Raw genomic sequence first — 22,880 nt, 5'->3', positions numbered from 1 at the left:
CCTACGGCGCCAGACGCGCTAAAGCGCGCCGGTTATTGAGGCGTTAAGTTTCTTTATCGAGATCGAACATGGATGAAAAAGTTAAAGCATCATGGGAGCGAGTACTTCATCCTGAGACGCTTAAAACAAACATTATTACTGCCTCTATATTCTCGATGGCCTTCGAAATGCTCAAGAGCAGTATTATTGAAAAGATAGAAGGTTTTTTTACAAATGGCTTTGATGAAAATGGAATGATTGTCAGCCCTGGGTATAAAGAAAAGGTGCTTGCGTTAAATAGAAGCCCTCTCTATGCATCATTGAAATGGCTTCAAGATATGACAGCTATTGATGATAAAGACTTAGAGAGTTTTGAGCATATTAAAAGGTGTCGTAACACTTTGGCTCATGAGATGCTCACGTTTGCTTCGACAGGTGTAGACTTTGATGTCGCCGACGCATTCGAAGAAATGATCGGACTACTGAGAAAAATTGAAATTTGGTGGTTTGAAAACTTAGAAATGGCGATAGACCCAGATGCTTACCCTAAAGACCTAGATTTAGACCAAGTGACTCCCGGCCCCGTATGGAGTCTTCAAATGCTTATTGACGTTGCTCTGGGGCCAGAGGAAGAGGCGCGGAAATACTATGAGCACTTTGTCGCAAATGCAGACAAAACTTAACAAGCGCAAGTTGACGGACTGGTTTTCCGCTGCGCTTCAAACCAGCCGCAAATGCGGGCGTTAACAGTAATCTGGCCCCCCACCGTCTCGATAAAAGACTTGCCTGGTAAGGTGGGTGTCCCCTGTCAAAATTCTGCCACCGCAGCGCGGTCCAATGGCTCCACCGCCCTCTAGGGGATTCAATCCCCCCTGCCACTAACCTATAGTGAGCCCCTACTCGAACAACCTTTGCGAGCAGCAGCATGTATATCGGCGAATTTGCCCGGCTGGCGGGCACCACACCCAAGGCAATCCGTCTCTACGAGCAGCTCGGGCTGCTGCCCGAGCCCAGGCGGCGCGGCAAGTATCGCGTCTACCGGGCCGAAGATCTGGAGTGGGTCGGCTTTATTCGCCAGGCCCAGCAGCTCGGCTGCAAGCTGAGCGAGCTTGTCCCCTTGCTGGCAGGCCTCACCAGTCTCGCGCAGTTCCCCTGGCAGAAGGTGGAGCAGCTTATCGCGGGCAAGCTGGCACAGATCGCGGCAGAGGTGGCAAGGCTGCAGCACCAGCATCACTCCCTGACCCAGTGCGCCGCGCTGCTGGCGCAGCACCCCTGCCGTTATGGCGCCCCCGTTCAGACCGAGCCGCTCCCACAGGCTGAGCAAGGGCTTGCAGGACGGGCACACAAGGTGGCTTGACTCTGTCCCATGGGACAAGGGGTGTAATGGTGGCTCATTTCATCAGGAGCCACGCCATGACACCCAAGCTGCTTATCATCAACGGCAACCCCAAACCCGACAGCCTCTGCCATGCCCTGGCCCGGGAGTATGCCCGCAGCGCCGAGGAGGGCGGCGCAGAGGTCACCCTGCATCACGTGGGGGAGCTCGCCTTCGAGCCGGATCTGCACCATGGCTATGACGAGTTGCAGCCCCTCGAGCCCGATCTGCTGGCATTGCAACAGAGTCTGAAGCAGGCCCACCATCTGGTGATCGTCGCCCCCCTCTGGTGGGGCCACCTGCCGGCCCGGCTCAAGGGCTTGCTGGACAGAACGCTGCTCTCGGGCTTCGCCTTTCGCTATCAGGAGGGCAAGGTGCACCCGGATCGCCTGCTGGCGGGCAAGACGGCGCGCCTGCTGCTCACCATGGACAGCCCGCTCTGGTACTACCGCTGGTGGCTGGGCTCCCCCGTCGAGCGCACCCTCGACAAGCCCGTGCTCGGGCTCTGTGGCATCAGGCTGACCCATCGCCAGCATCTGGGGCCTGTCCATACCGCCAGCGAGCGGGAGCGACAGCGCTGGCTGGGCCGGGTGGCGGCCGCGGCCCGCCATGATGCGCAGAGGCTGACGCGGCGACTCACATAAGCAAAGGCCACGGCAGCCTGCCGTGGGCCCTGATGCCGGATGTTGTCGGCAACGGGGCCCAGAGAGACGGGCAAGGGAGCCTGGGGTGAAAAAGTCCTCGGCGGCCCCGCCCCATTGTGCTCTAGTAGGCGGGTATTCCCCCCTCTCAGGAGCCTTTCCGATGAACAAGATGCTGCTTGGCACCCTCGCCTTGATGCCACTGCTGGCCAGTGCCGCCACCCCCTCCTTTGACTGTGCCAAGGCCCACGGCACCACCGAGCAGCTTATCTGCCAGGATGCCGGGCTGGCGGCGCTGGATAACCAGCTCGCGACCCTCTATCCCAAGGCGATGAGCAAGCTCTCGGCCGAACAGCAGAAGACCGAGAAGGCGATGCAGCGTGGCTGGATCAAGGGGCGCAACGAGTGCTGGAAAGACACGGATCCACGCAAGTGCATCGACGCCAGCTATCAGACGCGCATCACCGAGCTGCAGATCAAGGGCGGCCAGTTGGTGGTGCCCTCCCCCGTGCTCTATCAATGCGGCGACAAGCTGAGGCTGACCACCTACTTCTACCAGGATGCCAAGATCCCCGCCGCCGTCATCAATCTGGACCCGGATCAGCAGGTGCTGGCATTTGGCGTCCCCGTTGCCAGCGGCGCCCGCTACGAGGGGCAAAACCTCAGCCTCCTGACCAAGGGCAAGGACGCCACCCTGGAGCGTTACGGCGAGCCGCCCCTGCAATGCCAGGCGCAGGGCAAGGCCGGCGCCGAGTAAAACGGTATTCATAAAAAAGCCCCGCATCGCGGGGCTTTTTGTTATTGGCAGTAGCCGTATCAGTTCACGGCAACCGGCTCGCCTACCGCATCCGGCGGAGTCTGGAACTCGCGCTCGGCCTCGTCGAAGCGATCCAGCATGGCCTTGGAGGGCGCCTTGTCCAGCAGGCTGAACACCAGGATCGCCAGACCGGAGAAGACGAAGCCCGGGATGATTTCATAGAGCCCCAGCCAGCCGAACTGCTTCCAGACGATGACGGTCAGGGCACCGACCAGCATGCCGGCCAGGGCGCCGTTGCGGGTCATCCGCGACCAGAGCACCGAGAGCAGCACCACGGGACCGAAGGCGGCACCGAAGCCGGCCCAGGCGTAGCTCACCAGCCCCAGCACCCGGTTCTCCGGGTTCACGGCCACGGCGATGGCGATGAGCGAAATCACCAGCACCATGGCGCGACCGACCCACACCAGCTCTTTCTGGGAGGCATTCTTGCGCAGGAAGGGCTTGTAGAGATCCTCAGTGATGGCGCTGGAGCAGACCAGCAGCTGACAGCTCAGAGTACTCATCACCGCCGCCAGGATGGCGGAGAGCAACACACCGGCAATCCAGGGGTTGAACAGTATCTTGGAGAGCTCGATGAAGACCCGCTCCGGGTTGCCAGTCACGCCGGCGGCCTGTTCGGTGAAGGTGCTGAAGTAGGCCAGGCCGAAGAAGCCGATGGCCACGGCGCCGCCGAGGCAGAGCACCATCCAGGTCATGCTGATGCGACGGGCGCTGGCCATGGAGTGGTGGGAATCCGCCGCCATGAAGCGCGCCAGGATATGGGGCTGGCCGAAGTAGCCCAGGCCCCAGGCCATCAGGGAGATGATGGCGATGAAGTCCAGATTCTTGAACATGTCGAGGTTGCTGGCATTCTGCGCCGCCACCTGCACCATGGCGGTGTCGATGCCGCCGACGGCGATGATGACGAACACCGGGGTCAGGATCAGGGCGAAGATCATCAGGGTGGCCTGCACCGTATCTGTCCAGCTCACCGCGAGGAAGCCGCCGAAGAAGGTGTAGGTGATGGTGGCCGCGGCGCCGACCCAAAGGGCGGTGTCATAGCTCATGCCGAAGGTGCTCTCGAACAGGCGAGCCCCCGCCACCACGCCGGAGGCGCAGTAGATGGTGAAGAACAGCAGGATCACCAGGGCGGAGAGGATGCGCAGCACCCGGCTCTTGTCCTCGAAGCGGTAGGTGAAGTAGTCAGGCAGGGTCAGGGCGTTGCGGTTCTTCTCGGTGTGAACCCGCAGCCGACCGGCCACCCAGCGCCAGTTGAAGTAGGCGCCTATGGTGAGGCCGATGGCGATCCAGCTCTCGGAGATACCGCCGATGAAGACGGCGCCCGGCAAGCCCATCAACAGCCAGCCACTCATGTCGGAGGCCCCGGCGGAGAGCGCGGTGACCCAGCTGCCCATACGGCGGCCGCCGAGAATGTAATCGTCAAAGTTGCGGGTGGCGCGATAGGCGATGAAGCCGATCAGGACCATACCCAGGATATACACCAGGAAGGTGATAAGCATTGGGGTGCTAGCTGTCATGCAAAACTCCGTTATGTGACTCTTGTACCCGTTCTCACGACGGGCTCTTCCTTAAAAACCGGCCTAGAGTAATCAGCAGATACACTAAGCTCAACTGTTTTTAACAAATAAAAAACACATTGAAAACGTTTCACCCTTAACTAAGCAACTACTCAAGGATGAATTAGCCGAACATTCTGCCACTGCAGCAACGACTTATCCTGACTGCCAGCTTGCTCGGGGCCACAAAAAAGCCCCGGCCTGGGCCGGGGCTCGATATCGATGACGGCAGGCTCAGCGACTGATGGCGATGGGCATGCCGCTGCGCTGTTCCAGCGCCTGCTTGATCAGCTGGGAATCGCTGTCGGCATGGGCGATGAAGCGGGTCACCGCCGGGGTGATGGGCAGCGGGGCCGGCAGGCTGGAGTTGAACTCCTCCTGACTGCGGGACAGCGGCTGGTGCACTTCCAGATAGCGGCGGCCATCAGGCTCGACCGAGGCCTTGATCGGCTGGTTCACGAACTGCACCCGGGTACCGACCGGTACCTGCTTGAACAGGTATTCGATGTCTTCGTTGCGCAGGCGCACGCAGCCGTGGCTCACCCGCAGACCGATGCCGAACTGGGCATTGGTGCCGTGGATGGCGTACATCTTGCCGATGTAGAGTGCGAACAGCCCCATGGGGTTGTCCGGGCCGGCCGGCCAGACCGCCGGCAGGGGCTCGCCACGGGCGGCATACTCGGCGTGCATCTTGGCGGTCGGGGTCCAGGTCGGGCCCGCCTTCTTGCGCTGCACGCTGGTCACCCAGTTCTCCGGGGTATCGGTGCCGAGCTGGCCGATGCCGATGGGCAGCACTTGCACCACCTGCTTGCCCTTGGGGTAGTAGTAGAGGCGCATCTCGGCCACGTTCAGCACTATCCCCTCGCGCGGGGCATCCGGCAGGATCAGCTGATGGGGCACGATCAGCGTCTCACCGGCCTGCAGCAGCAACGGGTCCGCCTTGGGGTTGGCCTCGAGCATGTTGGTCAATCCCAGCTGGAACTTGGCTGCGGCGGCTTCCAGAGGCTGGCCCGCCTCTTCTACCGGCACCACGTATTCCAGATTTTCACCCACCAGGCGGCTGTTGGCCGCAGGCAGGGCATATTCGACAGCAAGCGCAGGCGTGGCGGTCAGGACGAGGCTGCAGCACAGCATGGCCGCAGTTTTGTGGAGGAGCTTCATAACTTTCCTGTGATGAATGGGGTGATTCGAGACTCTGGGCCCGGCCGGGATAGGCGGTACCATCCCGGGGCGAAGAGAAGGCCGCCATTTTTCTCCTCTGCGGGCAAAAATTCAACCGGCAAATGGGCTTATCCGCGCAGGATTGTCAGCCCCGCGCGTTCCCCAGCGACCCTAGCCGTTGCCGGTGGCGGCGCCTTGCCAGGCACGCATGTCGTAACCTGTGGGCGATTGATGCAATCTCAGGTGGAATTGCCCAATAATGGCAAATATATGGTCGAAAATATCGGCCTGGATCCCCTCGTAGTCCGCCCAGGCGGTGGTCGCGGTGAAACAGTAGATCTCAAGGGGTATCCCCTCGCTGGTCGGTGCCAACTGGCGCACCATCAGCGTCATGTCCTTGCGGATGCTGGGGTGGGCCCGCAGATAGGCATCCAGATAGGCGCGCAGGGTGCCGAGGTTGGTGAGGTGGCGGCCATTGATGGGGCAGCTGATCGCATCGCTGAGCTGCTGGTTGTAGGCGCTCAGCTCCTGCTGCTTGCGGCTGAGGTAGGGCGCCAGCAGCTGGGCCTGCTTGAGTTGCAGCTGCTCCTCCGCCGTCAGGAAGCGCACGCTGGTCATGTCGATGTTGACGCTGCGCTTGATGCGGCGGCCGCCGGACTCCGTCATCCCCTGCCAGTTCTTGAACGAATCCGAGATCAGCGCATAGGTGGGGATGGTGGTGATGGTCTTGTCCCAGTTCGACACCTTGACCGTGGTGAGACCGATGTCGATCACCTCGCCGTCGGCGCCGTACTTGTCCATCTGCAGCCAGTCACCGACGCTCAGCATGCGGTTGGCCGAGAGCTGGATCCCCGCCACCAGGCCGAGGATGGGGTCCTTGAACACCAACATCAGCACCGCGGTCATGGCCCCCAGGCCGCTGAACAGGAACAGCGGTGACTTGCCGAACAGCAGGGCGATCATCAGGATGCCCACCAGGATGCTGCCCACCAGTTTCACTCCCTGGAAGATGCCGCGCAGGGGCATATCCCGCCACAAACGGGTGTGACGGCTCAGGGCGAGCAGGCAATCGAGCAGGGCAAACAGCGCGAGCAGCAGGAACAGCAGGATCCAGAGCTGGGCCAGCATCTCGATCAACAGCAGGCTGTCGGATTTGCGCGGCAGCCAGAGCTCGGCCTGACCGAGCAACACGGCCCCCTGCAGCACCAGGGCGAGCCGGTAGAACAGCCGCTGTTGCAGCTGGGGTGGCAGCCACATCTGCTTGGTCTTGCCGAGCAGCCCCACCAGGCGCACCAGCAGGATGCGGTGCAGCACCAGGTGCAGCAGCAGCGAGGTGAGGACGATGAAGCCCAGGGCGATCACCAGTGCCATCAGGTTGCTGACCTCGACCCCCATGCCGGTTAGCCAGTGAAAAAATGTCTCCTTCATCCCTACCTCCGCTACGTGAAACTGCCGTCAGGGTACGTATCTGCCACCCCATGTCAAATGACAAGCCACTCAATCGGCGCCAGAAACGACAACGCCCGGCACGGGCCGGGCGTTGATTCAGCGCGAGGGGGCCTTAGCCGACCAGGCTCAGGGCATCGCGGGCGATGACCAGCTCTTCGTTGGTGGGCATCACCAGCGCCAGGCGGCTGTCGGCGGTAGTGATGGGACCCTCACCACCCAGCACGGCGGCGTTGTTGGCGTCCTTGTCGACCTTGAAGCCGAACAGCGCCAGCCGCTCCAGCACCATCTCGCGCACCATGGCGGCGTTCTCACCTATGCCACCGGTGAACACCAGGGCGTCGAGGCGACCGTCCATGGCGGCGGCATAGGCGCCGACGTACTTGGCCACCCGGTAGGTGAAGACATCCAGCGCCCGCTTGGCACCGGCGTCGGTGGCATAGTTGGTGGTGACATAGCGGCAGTCGCTGCTCACCTCGGTCAGGCCCAGCAGGCCGGACTCGCGGGTGAGGCAGTGGTTGATCTGATCCACGCTGTAACCGAGCTGGTCGTGCATGAAGAAGACCACGGCAGGATCGATGTCGCCACTGCGGGTGCCCATCGCCAGCCCTTCCAGCGGGGTCAGCCCCATGGAGGTGTCGACGGACTCACCGTTACGGATGGCACAGACGGAGGCGCCGTTGCCCAGGTGGCAGTTGATCAGGTTCAACTCGCCGAGCGGCTTGCCCAGCGCCTTGGCGGTCTCTTCGGCGATGAAGCGGTGGGAGGTGCCGTGGGCGCCGTAGCGACGGATGGCATGCTCCTCATAGAGCTTGTACGGCAGCGCGTAGAGATAGGCCTCTTGCGGCAGGGTCTGGTGGAAGGCGGTGTCGAACACGGCCACGTTCTTCTCGGCCAGGGCCGGGAAGACCTTGAGCGCGGCACGGATGCCGATGAGGTGAGCCGGGTTGTGCAGCGGCGCGAACGGGATGGCGGCCTCGATACCGGCGATCACGCCGTCATCGATGCGCACTGAGCGGGAGAACTGCTCGCCACCGTGTACGATGCGGTGACCTATGGCCACCAACTGCTCGGCGAGGGTAGGATCCAGGGGCAGGATCTGGGTCACGATATGGTCGAGGGCGGCCTGGTGAGCGGCACCCGCTCCCAGCATGGCTTCACCCTTGACCCCATGGAGTTTCCATTTGATACGTGCATCATCCAGATTGAAACATTCGGCCAGGCCGGACAGCATGTCCTCACCTGTTTCAGCGTCCATTACGGCAAATTTCAGGGAAGAGCTACCGCAGTTAAGGATCAATACCAACTTGCTCATGTTCTACATCTTCCTGTGCTTCGGCTTTACGCCGACAGTGTCGTGTCATCCAACATGGATGGGATTCCCCTGCCGGGGGCTTTATGGTCGCAGGAGGGTGCGCCCAATTTTTCAATGCAGTGAGTGCCGGCTACAGGCTCTGGCGCACTCATCGAGTCTTCAATGCGGGACAAGCCACCGTTCATCCGAAACGGCCTCGTCGTGGGCGGGAGCCTAAACCCCCGCGCTGCTGACTAACATCCGGTCAGCAGATCTTTATGAACCTTGACCACCAGTTTCTTCACCTTAGCGGGTGTGGTCAGGGTACAGAGAGGGCGATGCAGTTCTCCCGGCCAGAAGATGGCAAAGTCGCCGGGCTGCAACGCCAGATAACTGGTCTGTTCGTCTGCGACGAACCAGAGATCGGGATGGGGGTGATCGGCACCGTCGTTCCGGTAGGCATGGGGCCCCACGCCGATCCACTCCGCACCACGCAACAGCAGCTGGATATCCAGATACTGCTCATGAAACTCGCCGCGACGGGCCGCAACCGGCTCGGTCAGCTCCTCGCTCACCAGGCAAAACAGCCGCAGGCCGTCGATCTCGCGCTTGCCGAGCGGGGCATCCCGCCAGTGCGCCACATCTTTCACCACCTCGGCCATGATGCGAGCCAGCGGGGCGGGCAAGGGGGTGCGTTGCAAGGTATCCAGACTGCCGGTGATCATGAGATGCGCATCCTTAGGTGTATCCGTGGTCTATCTTTGTCTACCAATGAAAAAGGACCCGTTAAAGGTCCTTGTCTAGCGCCGTCTGCCATCCATGCAGACCGAGAAGAGTATGAGTCATCTCGTTGACGTTGGGTCACTGTTGCACAGTCGCCCGCTCATTGCCAAGAGATACCCGCTCATTCACCAGATGATCGTACCAGCTGAAACAATATTATTCACTAGTCGATTGCCGCCAACTTTGACCAGACGCAAAAACGGGAGCATCAGCTCCCGTTTTTTCGCACCATCGGTGTCATTCAAACCTTGTTGGCGTTCTCAACCGGCTTCGCATACATGGCACGCCAGAGGGCCTTGTGCTCTTCTGGCACCTCCGACTGGCGGGTCAGGAAGGCTGTCTGCTCTATGGTGCTGGCCTTGCCGGGCACATCGGCGGCCAGATAGTTGCCCGGGAAGAGGCGGTAGCTGCTCCAGATGGCCTTGTCGATCAGCGCCGCCAGCTCGTCCGGATCGCTGAAGCCCTCGGTGATGGGGGCGCCGAAGGAGACATGTACCCGCCCCTTCTGGCCGACGATGCCGGCGACTATGCTCTCGATATCCTCGAACTCGCCCTTCTCGTAGCTACCGTTGACCGACTTCTCGTACAGCTCGCGCGCCTTGGCCTTGTCGGTGGGATCCACCTCGTAGCTGATGCTGACCGGCACTATGTTGAGGCTACGCATGTAGTCGACGAAGTCCAGCTTCTGCTTCTTGCCATCCACGTAGAACATCTTGAGGATGGCCGGATCCGTCTTGTCGTCGCCATTCTTGGCGCGCCCTTCCTTCTGGGCGATCCAGATGGAGTGGCCTTCGTGCACCGACTGCCCGATGTAGGCCGACAGCTCGCCGAGGGCCTTCATCATCTCCCGTGGCCCCTTGGCGGAGCGCTTGACGATGAAGCTCTTGTTGAGCTTCATCAGCTCGGTGGCGCAGGGCTTGCGCAGCAGGTTGTCACCGATGGCGATGCGCACGGTGTCGAAACCGTGGGTGTGCAGCCCCCAGTTGACGAACGCCGGATCCATGGCGATGTCCCTGTGGTTGGAGACAAACAGATAGCCCTGCTCTTTCTTCAGGTGCTCGAGACCGGAGAAGGTCACCCCCTGAGTGGAGGTGGCGATCATGCGGGCCATGTAGCGGGTGACCCCCAACTGTACCTGACGAACCGTGGTGACCTTGGCCCACTTGTGGCGCAGGAACTGGCGTATCAGCGGGCGAATGGCCCAACCCAGCCAGCTCATCAGGGAGCCGAAACGGTACTTGGCAATGGCGCCGATAAACTCATCATCCTGGATCAGCCGCTCGATGGCAGCCGGCACTTCATCATCGCGATAGGGGCGAATATCCGCGAATCTATCTACTTCTGTCACAATGTCAGCCTTGCAAGTATGGAGTCGCGGCCAGCTGCTGCTGACCGGGAAAATTCAGGGCGCAATTTTACACGCTTTTATGGTCAGGGGTATGAGATGCGCGCAGATAGTGCCGGCTTATCGTGAAAAAGCCGTCGCAATCACATCTGGTACGACCAATTGGCACCACTGCGCGGGTTGATTGACCGAGATGTAGCTGGTCACACTGCTGGCTAGTCCGCCGGGTTGATCAGCGCGGTGAGGACATGATCCTCCCAGCGGCCGTTGATCATCAGGTAATCCCGGGCGTATCCCTCTCGCTCGAAGCCGAGGCGATCGAGCAGGACACCGCTGCGCCGGTTGGCGGGCATGTAACTGGCCATTATGCGGTGCAGTCCATGCTCCCGGAACAGATAGTCGATGGCGGCGGTCAGCACCTCCTGCATCAACCCCTGCCCCTGGTGCTCCTCATCGACGGCGTAACCGAGGTGACAGGCCTTGAACATGCCCATCAGGATGTGGGTGAAGTTGCAGGTGGCGAGCACCCGCTCCCCTTGGGGGTCGAGCGCCACCAGTTGCACGGCGCTGCCGTCGAAAAACTGGCCGTAGCCGTCACGCAGGCGGCCGTGCCAATGGCTCAGGGTATAGAAATCCTCGTCGCGCCTTGGCTCCCAGGCCATCAGGTGCGCCCGGTTGCGCTGGTAAAAATCCAGCATCAGGGAGGCCCGCTCCGGGGGCAGTATGGTCAGCTGGCTGCGGGGGGTGACGATATGCGGCAGTACCATCAATGGTCCCTCTGCCTGAGCCAGTCGTCGCGCAGCAGACCGTAGTGGACGTGGTCCACTACCCGATCCGCCAGTCGCTCCGCCCGCCGGGTGATCCCCTCCTGCTGCATGCCGAGCCGCTCACAGACAGCCCGGCTCGGTTCGTTCTCCTGCGCGGCGCTGATCTCCACCTTCTCCATCCCCATCTCCTCGAAGGCGTGATGGATCAAGGCCTGACAGGCCCGGGTGATGATGCCGTTGCCCTGCCAGCGCTCGGCCAGCCAGTAGCCGATGGTGACTTTGGCCAGCGCCTGATCGATCTGGTTGTAGCCGATGACGCCGACCACCTCCCCCTGATACTCGATGGCGGTGGTCAACCCCTCGCCGCGCGCGAACTTCTCGATGGCGTGGCGGATGAAGGTGGCGCTGTCTGCCGGCTGCTGGATAAGGGGCGGCCAGGGCAGCCACTGGGTCAGGTAGTCGCGATTGCGTTGGCACAGGCCAAAGAGCTCGCTGGCCATGTCGGGCTGCAGGAACAAGAGCGCCAATTCGTCATCCAGTTGCCATGAAAACATCCATCCTCCTCCGCTGATGACCAGCAGAGGGTCATCCGTGAGCCACTGTAGTCAACCAAGCCATTGTCTGCCAAGGGCTTTCTACACCTTGCACCGACAGGCAATCCCCATATGGACGGGCCCGCTTGGGCCGCCATTTCGCAGGATCCGCATTCACCTCTTTCTTTGGCATAACGCGCCAGCATCCCGTCATTACACGGGATGTAATGGACGCAGCAGTCGATCCTGCTATCCCTTTCTGCTGATCTGTCACATATGACAGGCAGCTATTTCGAGCCTGCGCACTAGTGTAGGAACGCCGGGCAACGGACCCGGCGTGCAATCTTCATCGACTTAAGGAAAGACGAGATGAACAAAGTGTATTTGGCCGTGGTACTGGCCTGCTGGGGAAGCGCCGCCTTGGCGGCAGAACAGGTGGAAGTGAGTCAGGCTGCGGGCCTTCAGGGGGCACCGAGTGGTGCCGCCGGGGTGAGCGCGCTGGCGGGGGATGGCGAGTTTCGTCAGATCAGGGTAATCAAGCTGCCCAACGGCCAGCAGCGGGTGCGCTATGAGCAGACCTGGCACGGCATTCCGGTCTGGGGCCAGGGCTTGGTGGCCGAGCAGTCTCTCGGCGGCCAGGTAAGCCAGGTCTCCGGCCAGATCCTGCGCCAGATCGATGCCGACCTGAGCAGCCCCGCCGCCACCCTCTCCCCCGCCGATGCCGCCCTCAAGGCGCGTGCCGGAGCCAAGGGCAGCAACGAGCGGGTCAAGCTGTTCGTGATGCAGGACGAGGCCGGTCAGGCCCGCCTGGTCTATCTGGTCTCCTGGCTGGCGGCGAGCGAACAGCCGAGCCGTCCCTTCGTGGTGGTCGATGCCCAGAGCGGCGCCGAACTCAAGCGCTGGGAGGGGATCAACCACAAGGACGCCACCGGCCCGGGCGGCAACCTCAAGACCGGAAAATATTTCTACGGCGCGGATTTTGGCCCCCTGCTGGTGGATGACAGCTGCCGCATGAGCAGCCCGAACGTGGACACCATCAACCTCAACCACGCCACCTCCGGCGGCAGCGTGCACCAGTTCACCTGCCCGGAGAACACGGTCAAGGAGATCAACGGCGCCTACTCGCCGCTCAACGACGCCCACTACTTCGGCAACGTGGTGTTCGACATGTACCGCAACTGGTACAACACGGCGCCGCTCAGCTTCAAGCTGAAGATGCGGGTGCACTACAGCCGCAACTACGAGAACGCCTTCTGGGACGGTAGCCAGATGACCTTCGGCGACGGTGCCACCACCTTCTACCCGCTGGTGAGCCTGGATGTGGCCGCCCACGAGGTGAGCCACGGCTTCACCGAGCAGAACTCGGGACTGGTCTATTCCGGTCAGTCCGGCGGCATCAACGAGGCCTTCTCCGACATGGCGGGGGAAGCGGCTGAGAACTACATGAAGGGCAGCAACGACTGGCTGGTGGGGGCCCAGATCTTCAAGGGCAACGGCTCGCTGCGCTACTTCGAGGATCCGACCCGGGATGGCAGCTCCATCGGCCATGCCAGCGATTACTATGACGGCATCGACGTGCACCACAGCTCAGGGGTCTACAACCGCGCCTTCTACCTGCTGGCCAATAGCAATGGCTGGAACACCCGCAAGGCATTCGAGGTGTTCGTGCTGGCCAACCGCCTCTACTGGGGCGCCAACACCACCTACGATCAGGGCGCCTGTGGCGTGACCAAGGCGGCCACCGATCTGGGCTACAGCCTGACTGACGTGGCCACCGCCTTCAGCGCGGTCGGCGTCAACGCGAGCTGCGGCACCACACCGCCACCGACCGGCAGCGTGCTGCAAAACGGTGTACCGGTGACCGGGCTCTCCGCCGCCAAGGGGGGCAAGCTGAGCTACACCATCGAGGTTCCGGCCGGCAAGAGCCAGCTGGTGGTCGCCAGCAGCGGCGGCAGCGGGGATGCGGATCTCTACGTGAAGTTCGGCTCGGCGCCGACCGGCAGCAGCTATGACTGCCGCCCCTACAAGAGCGGCAACGCCGAGACCTGCACCCTGACCTCGCCCAAGGCGGGCACCTGGCATGTGCAGCTCAGCGCCTTCAGCGCCTTCTCCGGGCTGAGCCTCAAGGCCAGCTATTGATGAGCCGTTGAATCTTCATCAGCCCTGAGCGCCGGACATGTCCGGCGCTTTTTTTATGCGGACTTGCCCGACCAGCGCCGGGCCAGGGTGCGGGCGGCCTCCAGTACCCGCTCCTTCTCCCGGTTCGGCCGCTTGCCGCTGCGCCAGGCCATCATCACGTCCCAGTGATCCGGCGGCAGATCCACCACATCCAGCCGTACCAGGCGACCAAACTCCAGATCCCGACTGATGGCGAGCGCCGGCATCAGGGTGATGAAGCCGTGCTCCAGCGCCAGCTCCCGCGCCGCACTGGCGGGCTGGATGGCGTGCAGCGGGCTCGCCACCTGGCGCAGCAGCCGCAACTGCAGGATCAGCTCGTCACAGCCGGTGCCCCACTGCTGGGGGGCCAGCCGTTCGTTGGCGATGTCCTGCAGGGTCAGCCCCTGGCGTCCCGCCAGCGGGTGGGTGGCACAGGCCACGGCGATGATGGGGGAGCGATAGAGCAGCTCGAGCTGGATGCCCGCGATGGCGGGGCACTTGAGGATGAAGCCGACGTCGGTCTCGCCGGTCAGCAGCTGCTGCATGATGATGCCGGAGTGATCCGTGTTGCAGCGGATCTCGAACGCCTCGTCCACCAGGGCCAGCAGCAGCGGGCCGAACATCACAGTCGTCAGCGAGGGCAGGCAGGAGAGTCTGATCCGCGGCAGGGCCGGCGCCCCCTGCATCGCGAGGCGGCCGCTTTCCAGTGCGCTCAGGGCCGCGCTCGCGGCAGGCAGAAACTGCTCGCAGGCCGGGGTCGGGGTGGCGCCACGGCGATGGCGGCGAAACAGCGGCTGTCCCAGCTCCTGCTCCAGCACGGCGATCCGCTGGCTGACCATGGGTTGTGACCAGCCGCGAATGGCCGCCACCTTGCTGAAGCTGCCACGGTTGACCACATCCAGCAGTAATTGCAAATCATCGAGCGTCATAGCCATAACCAAATCCAATATGAAATATAGCCAGTTGTCGGCTACCACTATATCTGGCCCCCTCCCAGAATAGCAGTATCAATTGTCATGATATGGCAGATCGCCAGCGAGTCAGGGACTTATCTCCGTCCTTGGCTCTGTTTGGTGACGGCGCCATTCAGGCAGTGAACACACATCTAATAATGTTATCGATGCAAGCTGGGGTTTGAGTGTCATGGTAGAGCGGGCGAGGCGGTTGGGGCGGTGGTTCTTGGCATTGGATTCCCTCTTGGTGATCCTGGGATTTTTCGTGGTGATGCCCATGATCAGCCTGCGGTTTGTGGATCAGCTTGGCTGGGCGGCCGGGCTGGTCGGGCTGGCGCTGGGGCTGCGTCAGCTGACCCAGCAGGGGCTCGGCGTGCTGGGAGGCTCCCTGGCCGACAAGTTCGGCGCCCGCCCGCTCATCGTCGGCGGCATGCTGCTGCGGGCGGCCGGTTTTGCCAGCCTGGCCTATGCCCAAAGCGGGCTGGATCTCATCCTCTCCTGCATCCTCTCCGGGCTCGGCGGCTGCCTGTTCGATCCTCCCCGCGCCGCTCTGGTGATCAAGTTCACCCGCCCGCACGAACGGGGTCGCTACATCTCGCTGCTGATGATGCTGGAGAGTGCCGGCGCCGTGGCCGGCGCCCTGCTCGGCAGCTGGCTGCTCAACTTCGATTTTGAATATGTCTGCCTGCTGGGGGCCGGCCTGTTTGTCTGCGCGGCGCTGTGCAACCTGCTGATCCTGCCCCCCTACAAGCTCTCCCAGCGGCCGACCCCGATCCGGGCCGGACTCGGTCAGGTGCTGGCGGACAAGGCATTCTGCCGGCTGGTGCTGATCCTGAGCGGCTACTACGCGCTCTGGGTGCAGGTGATGCTGATCTTCCCCATCCTGGTCAAGCAGATGGCGGGCAGCACCACGGCGGTCGGCTGGATGTATACCCTGGAGACTGCTATCTCCCTGGCCCTGCTCTACCCCCTTGCCCGCTACGGCGAGCGCCACTTCAAGCTGGAGAGCCGGCTGATGGCGGGGGTGCTGCTGATGACCGCCGGCATCGGGCTGGTGGCCTTTGCCACCACCCTGCCCGCCGTCTTCATGCTGCTTGCCTGCTTCTACCTCGGCATCGTCATCGCCGAGCCGGCCCGGGAGACGCTCATGACCAAGCTGGCGCAACCCGGTGCCCGTGGCAGTTACATGGGATTCAGCCGGCTGGGGCTCGCCCTCGGCGGCATGACCGGCTATGTCGGCGGCGGCGCCCTGCACGACTACGCCAATGCCCAGGGTCAACCCTGGCTGCCCTGGCTGGTGCTGGGCACCGTCGGGATCACCACCTTCCTGCTGTTGGTGAACTGCTTCCAGCGTGACTCTCGCCTGGCCCACGTCAATGCCTGAGCGGCTCCCCGGATAAAACACTCCCGGTCCTGACACCCAAGGCGCCGGCTCCTCTGAGCCGGCGCCTTGTTTTTATCCCGCGATACGACGACAGAGACGAGTCACTCGCCTCCCCACTCTCTCCCTGTTTAGTGAATGCCTCATGGGCTGGCCGAATTGCACCCATAAAAGAAGCGGCAGATTGCTCTGCCGCTTCTTAGCGCTACAAGATATCCCAGACAGGCGTTAGTGCTTGTCGATCTCCAGCAGATGGTTGCTCAGCATGTAGTCGATGACTTGCCCGGAGGTGGAAGCAGAGCCACCGGTCAGGCTGTCGAAGGTATGGTTCGTCAGCACTATCTCCTGGGTGACCGGGGCAGTGCTGCTCTCTTTGACCTGCAGATGCACCCCTTCGTTGTCCTGGAAGACCGAGAGCAGGCCCTTCAGTGAGCTCTCCGTTTTGCTGCCATCGTGGTCCAGCAGATCGCTCAGATCCAGCTTGTCCCCCTCCGCCTTGGAGAAGTCGACGACGTAATCCTTGGCTACCGTGCCTGCCGTGGTGTCGCCCTGCATCCAGCTGAAGGTATCGGCACCCGCATCCCCCTTCAGGATGTCGTTGCCAAGTCCCCCGGTCAGGATGTCGTTGTCCAGACCGCCGCTGAGGCTGTCGTCGCCGACGCCACCGTACAGGATGTCGTTGCCGCTGCCACCTGAGAGCTGGTCATTGCCCAGACCGCCAAACAAGGTATCGTCACCGGCCCCACCGAACAGGATGTCATTGCCGGCCCCACCGTCCAGAATGTCGTCGCCACCCTGACCGAACAGGATGTCGTTGCCCTCCCCCCCGAGCAGCACATCCGCCTTGTCATTGCTGGAGGATTGATCGAATTCGGCGGTATGACCCTGGATGTAACTGTGTACGTCGGCATCCAGCACATCCGTGCGGCCAAGCTGACTCGCCACATAGCTCTTGATGGCCTCATAACCTTCCCCCTGGATCCCGGCGAAGTGCACCGCATCACCGAACAGGATATCGTCGCCGGCCCCGCCATCGAACTTGTCGGCTCCCGGCAGGTTGTTGATGGAGGTGCCCAGGATGGCATTGGCCAAGTCGTTGGCCGACACGTTGGACTGCACAATCTGGTCGCTATCGAACTGTTTCAGGGTAGCGATAGAGACATTGCTGCCAATACCGATGGCCTGCAAGATCACGTTATTGGCAGCCAGCAGTGGCAACACGGCCAGCGCATTCTGCAATGCCCGAGACTCCGAACCATCGGTGTCAAAGCGAGAACTCTCATAAGTACCATCACCCTGAGCACGGATAGTGCCAATAGGGTTAGAGCGCCAAGACCCGTTAGCTCTTTGATACCATTGATTAATATTCCCATTGCCATCGATCAGAACCCGATCTTGTCCGCCAATGTTGGCATAGACGGTTTGTCCCAAAACATAATTGTTAACGTTGACAAACGAATCCAACTTTTCATTAGTCGTGTTATTCACGACAGGATTAGTAGTTTCATTGACGTAATAAGTGTTAGGCGCCCCATCAGTAATGAAATAAGCGAGGTTCTTGGCGTTGGCATTGTTCTTGGCCACATCGCTGTTGAACCAGTTAGACGTGGTCTTGAGTGCATCCTCATAGTTGGTCGAACCACCATTCTGAGAACTGCCATCCATGCTGCTGAGGATTGACTGCAACTTGGTCAAGGCGTTGGGGTCTTTCAGATCCACACTGATCGACTTGTGGGCCTGGGAATCAAAGTCCACCAGGAACAGATTGACCTTGCCGGCCCCCTCGGTACCCGCGCTGACCTTGAGGGTAGCGAAGACCTGAGACAGCTGGTTCTTGATGGTATTCATGGCGCTGGTGCCGATACTGCCGGAGCTGTCGACCATGAAGGCGATGTTGTAGTTCTGACCCGGCAGCACCACGCTGCCATCCAGATCGCCGACCACTATGTTGTGCTCGCTGCCATAGGTCCGGTTCTGGTCGCCCGGCTCCCCTTCGGTAGTAGCGAAGTAGCTCAGGCGGATGCTGTCGTCATCGGTGGCCGTGCTGATCTGGTCGGTGCCCGCCTCCTTGGAGATGGCCTCGACCCGCAGATCGACCTGGCCGGCCTCGGCACCCGGCACCCGCAGGGTCAGCCCACCCAGTTTCACATCGAGCGCACCCGCACTCCACAGACCGCTACCGGAAGCGAGGGTGATCTTGCCGTCGGCCCCGGCGGTGCCCAGCACTTGGTTATTGTGATAGAGCTGGGCGCCCTGCGGCATGCCGCTCAGCACCAGGCTGTCGAACACCTCGCTGCCATCGCGATCCGTGAGGGAGGCATTGATCTCAACCGGATAATCGACCACGGTCGGTGGCACCAGGGTCAGCTCCCCCGTGCTCTGATCAATCCGGTAGATGCCATCGTCGAATTGCACATACTCGATGCTGTGCAGCGCCTTGGTCACCCCGGCGCCATGCTCGTTCACGCTGAAATCGAACCAGCGATCGTTGGTCGAATAACCCGTGCCCTTCTGGATGACGTAGTCGGCGCGGTTGCCCGCCAATATGGCAATGTCATCCCCGGCATCACCAAAGAGCCCATCATGGCCAAGGCCCGCGACCAGGATGTCATTGCCGATACCGCCGTAGAGGGAATCCCCCTGCACAGCATTGCCACCGACCAGGATGTCATTGCCACCATACCCATAAAGCAGATCGCCGCCGCCGTGGGAGCTGACGATATAATCGTTACCATTGGCGCCATAGACCGAATCCTGGCCGCTATTGGCATCATACATGGGTGCGCCAACGCCCAGGGCGCTGCCATTGATGGCACCGGACTGGAAGCTGCTCGTGCTGATCCCCGAACTAGGGAAGCCCTGATAAAGCGGTATGCCATTGCCCGTGAGGCTGATGTCGACCGTCGGCTTGTCGGCCACGGCCGTCACATCGATCACCAGCTTGCCACCATTGCTGAGGTTGGCACCGTCGCTGATCTGGAAGTCGAAGCTGGCATAGTCCCCATGCAGGTTGCCGGTATCGGCACCATGGCCATTGGCGGCGCTGGAGCTCGACTCGTTGGCCCCAGGCACGAAACGCAGGTGGCCGCTGTCGATGTCGGCATGGGAGATGAGATCCCCCGCCTTCACGACAATCCATTGGCCAGCCGCATTGAGGTACTCCAGCTTGCCATTGAACGGCAGCGTGCCGATCTTCACGCCGAGATCGCCGGCGGCCTGATCGTCAGTGGCGCCAAACTGGGCCCACTTCAGTACCTGCGGCTGATCTTCCGCCCCGACGCTGTGACCACCCACAGTGGTCGGCGCCCGATCGTTGTCGATGATGGTACCGATACCGTTCTGGCCACCTACAGTCACCGTCAGCGTTTCGTTCGACTCGACCAGACGATCATCCACCGTCGGGATGGTCACGGTGAAGCCGGAGACCCCGGCCGGCACAGTGAGCTTGCCGGTGGCGCTGTCGTAGGTCACCCCATTGCTGAACTGGGCGCGACTCCAATCGGTACCGGATACCGGATGGCCGCCACTGCCATTGATGGCGAAATCATACTGGGTCGTTTCCTGAGTCTGGTCAGACAGAGTCACTGTGTGATGCAGGCTGCCCCCCTCAGTCACGCTGTCGGCCGAGACCGACTGCACGATAGGCGTGAACAGCGGCTTGGTGGCGAAGGAGCCGGTGCTGGCGTCGCCATCCGCATCCACCGCCTTGAACTGGAAGTCGATATCCCCATCGCCTAACGGCTTGGACATGTTCTGATACTGGAAGAACTCCCACTTGCCGGTGGCCGGGGTGAACTCCAGACGGAATACCAGGGTGCCATCGCTGGTTTTGCCGACCAGGGTATTGGGCGACTCCATGGAGGTGGTGATCGACTGACCCGTGGCGGTGGTCAAACCGGTTTCGGACGAACCAAGCAGCTGCAGGTGCCCCTGGCCGTCCGCACCCCACTGCGGGGCCACGGTGCCGGAGCCATAGGCGATGGCCTGTTCCGTGCTAGAGCCGAGGAACTCGATGCTCTTCACGGTGAAGTCACTGTTGTCGGAGTAGGTATTGTTACCGTTGTTGGTGGCCTTGATCACCATGGTATCGAAGCCACCCTGCTGCACCTGGAAGTTCCCGGCATAGTCGCCGCCAGCAGCGTTGGAGCTGAAACTCTGGATGCCGATCAAATTGCCGTCACGGTAGAACTCGACCACCCCTTTCTCCAGCTCGCCACCAAACATCTGGCTGAACTTGATATTGACGCCATAGGCGACGGTGCCCGGATCCAGCTTGACGATCAACTCTTCGGAAGCGGAAGTTCCGTTAGCGAAGTGGCGGAAATCGATCTCGTTGGCGAGATTGAGGTTCGGCGCCGCCACGCTGGAGACCCCCAGCCCAAAGTAAGTCCCATTGACATTGGCATCGATCAGGTCTGAGTTGGTCGCCGAGGTAAAGCCCTTGGCGGTGATGGTAAAGCCAGCCATATCCAGGCTCAGCTTGTTGCCGCTGTATCTGGTCAGGTCAAACAACCCGGTCAGGGGGTTGGGAATATCGGTCTTGGTCACCGCCACGGCGGCGGCATCCCCGGCGATGGGGGCATCATCCTCGACGGTGACATCCAGCTTGCCGGTGGTGGTGCCATGATCATCGGATACCCTGACGTCCAGCTGGAACGACAGCTTGTCTTCCAGGGTGACATCAGCGTGATCGAGCGGCCCCTTGAGGGTCAGATCATAAGACCAGTCCCCCTTGCCGCTGCCATTTGGCGCGGTGAGAGTGACCTCGACCACCTCTTTGTAATCGCCAGTTCCCAAGGTGCCGGTATAGCCGACCAGCGTCTTGCTGCCGGCATCCCAGTTCCAGTGAACCTCCGCACTGCCGGAGGTCAACCCGGCGGGTCCGCCCAGGGAGATATCAAGCGTGCCGCTGTCCACGTCACCGACGGACAGGGTGCCGGACATGCTGGTGCCATCCGTGGTATCCGAGTTGCCGGTCGTGTCGGCGATCCCGTTTGCCAGACCCTCTTCGGACACCACGGCCCCATTGGAAATGGCCAGGGTAGGCAGATCGTTGGTGCCATTGATGATGATAGTCACGGTGTGCTCGGTGCCGTCGGCACTGTGCACGGTGAAGGTCTCGACCTTGGTCTCGCCCTGGCCCAGGTACTGCACCTTGCTGTTGGCGACCTCATAGCTCCACTTGCCATCCGCGGCAATGGTCAGGCTACCCAGGGCATTGGCACTCGGGGTGCCGTTGCCCGGCTTGAACTCAGCCTCGTCGGCCCCGTCCACGTCGGTCACGCTCAGGCTGCCGGTCTCGGTCAGGTTACCGCTGACCACGTTCAGGTCTTCGGTCACCGCACCGCGGTCATCACCCTTGATCTCGGCACCGTCATTGACGCCGGTGATGGTGATGGTCACGGTGTGGCTGGTGCCATCCAGGCTCTGTACGGTGAAGGTCTCGACCTTGGTCTCACCCTGGCCCAGGTACTGCACGTCGCCGTTGGCCACGTTGTAGGTCCACTTGCCAGCGGTATCGATGGTCAGGTGGCCCAGAGCGCCGGCACTCGGGGTACCGGTACCGGCCTTGAACACTGCCTCGCCCGCATCCAGATCGGTCAGGGTCAGGGTGCCGCTGTCGGTCAGGGTCGGATTGCTGGCATCCTCGGTCACCGCACCCTGGTCGTCGCCGGCAATCACCGGCAGATCGTTGGTGCCGGTGATGGTGATGACCACCTCGTGGCTGGTGCCGTCGGCACTGTGCACGGTGAAGGTCTCGACCTTGGTCTCACCCTCTTTCAGGTACTGCACGTCGCCGTTGGCCACGTTGTAGGTCCACTTGCCATCCGCATCGATGGTCAGGTGGCCCAGCACACTGCCGGTCGGGGTACCGGTACCGGCCTTGAACACTGCCTCGCCCGCATCTAGATCGGTCAGGGTCAGGGTGCCGCTGTCGGTCAGGGTCGGATTGCTGGCATCCTCGGTCACCGCGCCGTGGTCGTCGCCGGCAATCACCGGCAGATCGTTGGTGCCGGTGATGGTGATGACCACCTCGTGGCTGGTGCCGTCGGCACTGTGCACGGTGAAGGTCTCGACCTTGGTCTCACCCTCTTTCAGGTACTGCACGTCGCCGTTGGCCACGTTGTAGGTCCACTTGCCATCCGCATCGATGGTCAGGTGGCCCAGCACGTTGCCGGTCGGGGTACCGGTGCCCGGCTGGAACACCGCCTGGCCCGCATCGTCATCACCGATGGTCAGGGTGCCGCTGTCGGTCAGGGTCGGCTTGCTCTCATCTTCCAGCACCGCGCCGTGGTCGGCACCGCTGATCACGGCACCGTCGTTGACGCCGGTGATGGTGATGGTCACGGTGTGGCTGGTGCCATCCAGGCTCTCAACCACGAAGGTCTCGACCTTGGTCTCACCCTGGCCCAGGTACTGCACCTTGCTGTTGGCGACCTCATAGCTCCACTTGCCCGCCGCATCGATCTCCAGCTGACCCAGGGCGCCGGCACTCGGGGTACCCACACCCGGTTTGAACTCGGCCTCGTCGGCCCCGTCCACGTCGGTCAGGGTCAGGCTGCCGGTCTCGGTCAGGTTACCGCTGACCACGTTCAGGTCTTCGGTCACCGCACCGCTGTCATCACCCTTGATCTCGGCACCGTCATTGACGCCGGTGATGGTGATGGTCACGGTGTGGCTGGTGCCATCCA

General features: G+C 61.8%; 16 protein-coding genes. 6 read left to right on the top strand and 10 right to left on the bottom strand.

Annotated features, from left to right (window positions below; all coding sequences use genetic code 11):
- The first annotated feature begins 68 nt into the window (after window positions 1-68).
- The 4 genes from AACW18_RS02100 (at window position 69) to AACW18_RS02085 (ending at window position 2,752) form a co-directional block, all read left to right on the top strand.
- Window positions 69-662, top strand: a complete 594-nt coding sequence (locus tag AACW18_RS02100) for a hypothetical protein (RefSeq protein ID WP_218390022.1) — start codon at window positions 69-71, stop codon at window positions 660-662.
- 242 nt (window positions 663-904) lie between these two features.
- Entirely contained in the window at window positions 905-1,336 is a 432-nt protein-coding gene (locus tag AACW18_RS02095) for a MerR family transcriptional regulator (protein WP_218390021.1), read from the top strand.
- Between the two features lie 56 nt (window positions 1,337-1,392).
- Entirely contained in the window at window positions 1,393-1,998 is a 606-nt protein-coding gene (locus AACW18_RS02090) for an NAD(P)H-dependent oxidoreductase (RefSeq protein ID WP_218390020.1), read from the top strand.
- A gap of 160 nt (window positions 1,999-2,158) precedes the next feature.
- On the top strand, window positions 2,159-2,752 hold the full coding sequence (locus AACW18_RS02085) for an MliC family protein (RefSeq protein ID WP_218390019.1): 594 nt from the start codon (window positions 2,159-2,161) through the stop codon (window positions 2,750-2,752).
- Window positions 2,753-2,811: 59 nt separating this feature from the next.
- Here the strand turns inward: AACW18_RS02085 and putP are convergent, their stop codons facing one another.
- The 8 genes from putP to AACW18_RS02045 form a co-directional block, all read right to left on the bottom strand.
- Window positions 2,812-4,329 (bottom strand): sodium/proline symporter PutP, encoded by a 1,518-nt coding sequence (gene putP / locus AACW18_RS02080; RefSeq protein WP_218390018.1) that lies wholly within the window; start codon window positions 4,327-4,329, stop codon window positions 2,812-2,814.
- 273 nt (window positions 4,330-4,602) lie between these two features.
- Window positions 4,603-5,529, bottom strand: coding sequence for a L,D-transpeptidase family protein (locus AACW18_RS02075; protein ID WP_218390017.1), 927 nt, complete (start codon window positions 5,527-5,529; stop codon window positions 4,603-4,605).
- Window positions 5,530-5,700: 171 nt separating this feature from the next.
- Entirely contained in the window at window positions 5,701-6,957 is a 1,257-nt protein-coding gene (locus AACW18_RS02070) for a mechanosensitive ion channel family protein (RefSeq protein ID WP_218390016.1), read from the bottom strand.
- Window positions 6,958-7,090: 133 nt separating this feature from the next.
- Window positions 7,091-8,290, bottom strand: a complete 1,200-nt coding sequence (locus AACW18_RS02065) for an acetate kinase (RefSeq protein ID WP_042651645.1) — start codon at window positions 8,288-8,290, stop codon at window positions 7,091-7,093.
- Window positions 8,291-8,523: 233 nt separating this feature from the next.
- Window positions 8,524-8,994, bottom strand: a complete 471-nt coding sequence (locus AACW18_RS02060; protein ID WP_218390015.1) for a YhcH/YjgK/YiaL family protein — start codon at window positions 8,992-8,994, stop codon at window positions 8,524-8,526.
- Window positions 8,995-9,293: 299 nt separating this feature from the next.
- Window positions 9,294-10,400, bottom strand: coding sequence for a 1-acyl-sn-glycerol-3-phosphate acyltransferase (locus AACW18_RS02055; RefSeq protein WP_042651643.1), 1,107 nt, complete (start codon window positions 10,398-10,400; stop codon window positions 9,294-9,296).
- Between the two features lie 212 nt (window positions 10,401-10,612).
- Entirely contained in the window at window positions 10,613-11,164 is a 552-nt protein-coding gene (gene rimJ / locus AACW18_RS02050) for a ribosomal protein S5-alanine N-acetyltransferase (protein WP_218390014.1), read from the bottom strand.
- Entirely contained in the window at window positions 11,164-11,718 is a 555-nt protein-coding gene (locus tag AACW18_RS02045; RefSeq protein WP_218390013.1) for a GNAT family N-acetyltransferase, read from the bottom strand. Before AACW18_RS02045 ends, rimJ begins: the two co-directional genes overlap by 1 nt.
- 348 nt (window positions 11,719-12,066) lie before the next feature.
- Here AACW18_RS02045 and AACW18_RS02040 point away from each other — a divergent pair, with 348 nt between their 5' ends.
- On the top strand, window positions 12,067-13,836 hold the full coding sequence (locus AACW18_RS02040) for a M4 family metallopeptidase (RefSeq protein WP_218390012.1): 1,770 nt from the start codon (window positions 12,067-12,069) through the stop codon (window positions 13,834-13,836).
- Between the two features lie 53 nt (window positions 13,837-13,889).
- Here the strand turns inward: AACW18_RS02040 and AACW18_RS02035 are convergent, their stop codons facing one another.
- Complete coding sequence (locus tag AACW18_RS02035) at window positions 13,890-14,789, bottom strand: LysR family transcriptional regulator (RefSeq protein ID WP_218290446.1); 900 nt, start codon at window positions 14,787-14,789, stop codon at window positions 13,890-13,892.
- A 208-nt stretch (window positions 14,790-14,997) separates the two neighbouring features.
- Here AACW18_RS02035 and mdtH point away from each other — a divergent pair, with 208 nt between their 5' ends.
- Window positions 14,998-16,191, top strand: coding sequence for a multidrug efflux MFS transporter MdtH (gene mdtH / locus AACW18_RS02030; protein ID WP_218290807.1), 1,194 nt, complete (start codon window positions 14,998-15,000; stop codon window positions 16,189-16,191).
- A 225-nt stretch (window positions 16,192-16,416) separates the two neighbouring features.
- On the opposite strand, the gene AACW18_RS02025 is transcribed toward mdtH, so the two are convergent.
- On the bottom strand, window positions 16,417-22,880 hold a 6,464-nt coding region (locus tag AACW18_RS02025; protein ID WP_256352010.1), incomplete at its 5' end, for a VCBS domain-containing protein.

This window comes from Aeromonas sp. sia0103 (assembly GCF_963895295.1).
Taxonomy (GTDB): Bacteria; Pseudomonadota; Gammaproteobacteria; order Enterobacterales; family Aeromonadaceae; genus Aeromonas; species Aeromonas encheleia.
The sequence above is the reverse complement of the archived record's forward strand: the minus strand, read 5'-3'. Positions and strand labels throughout refer to the sequence as shown.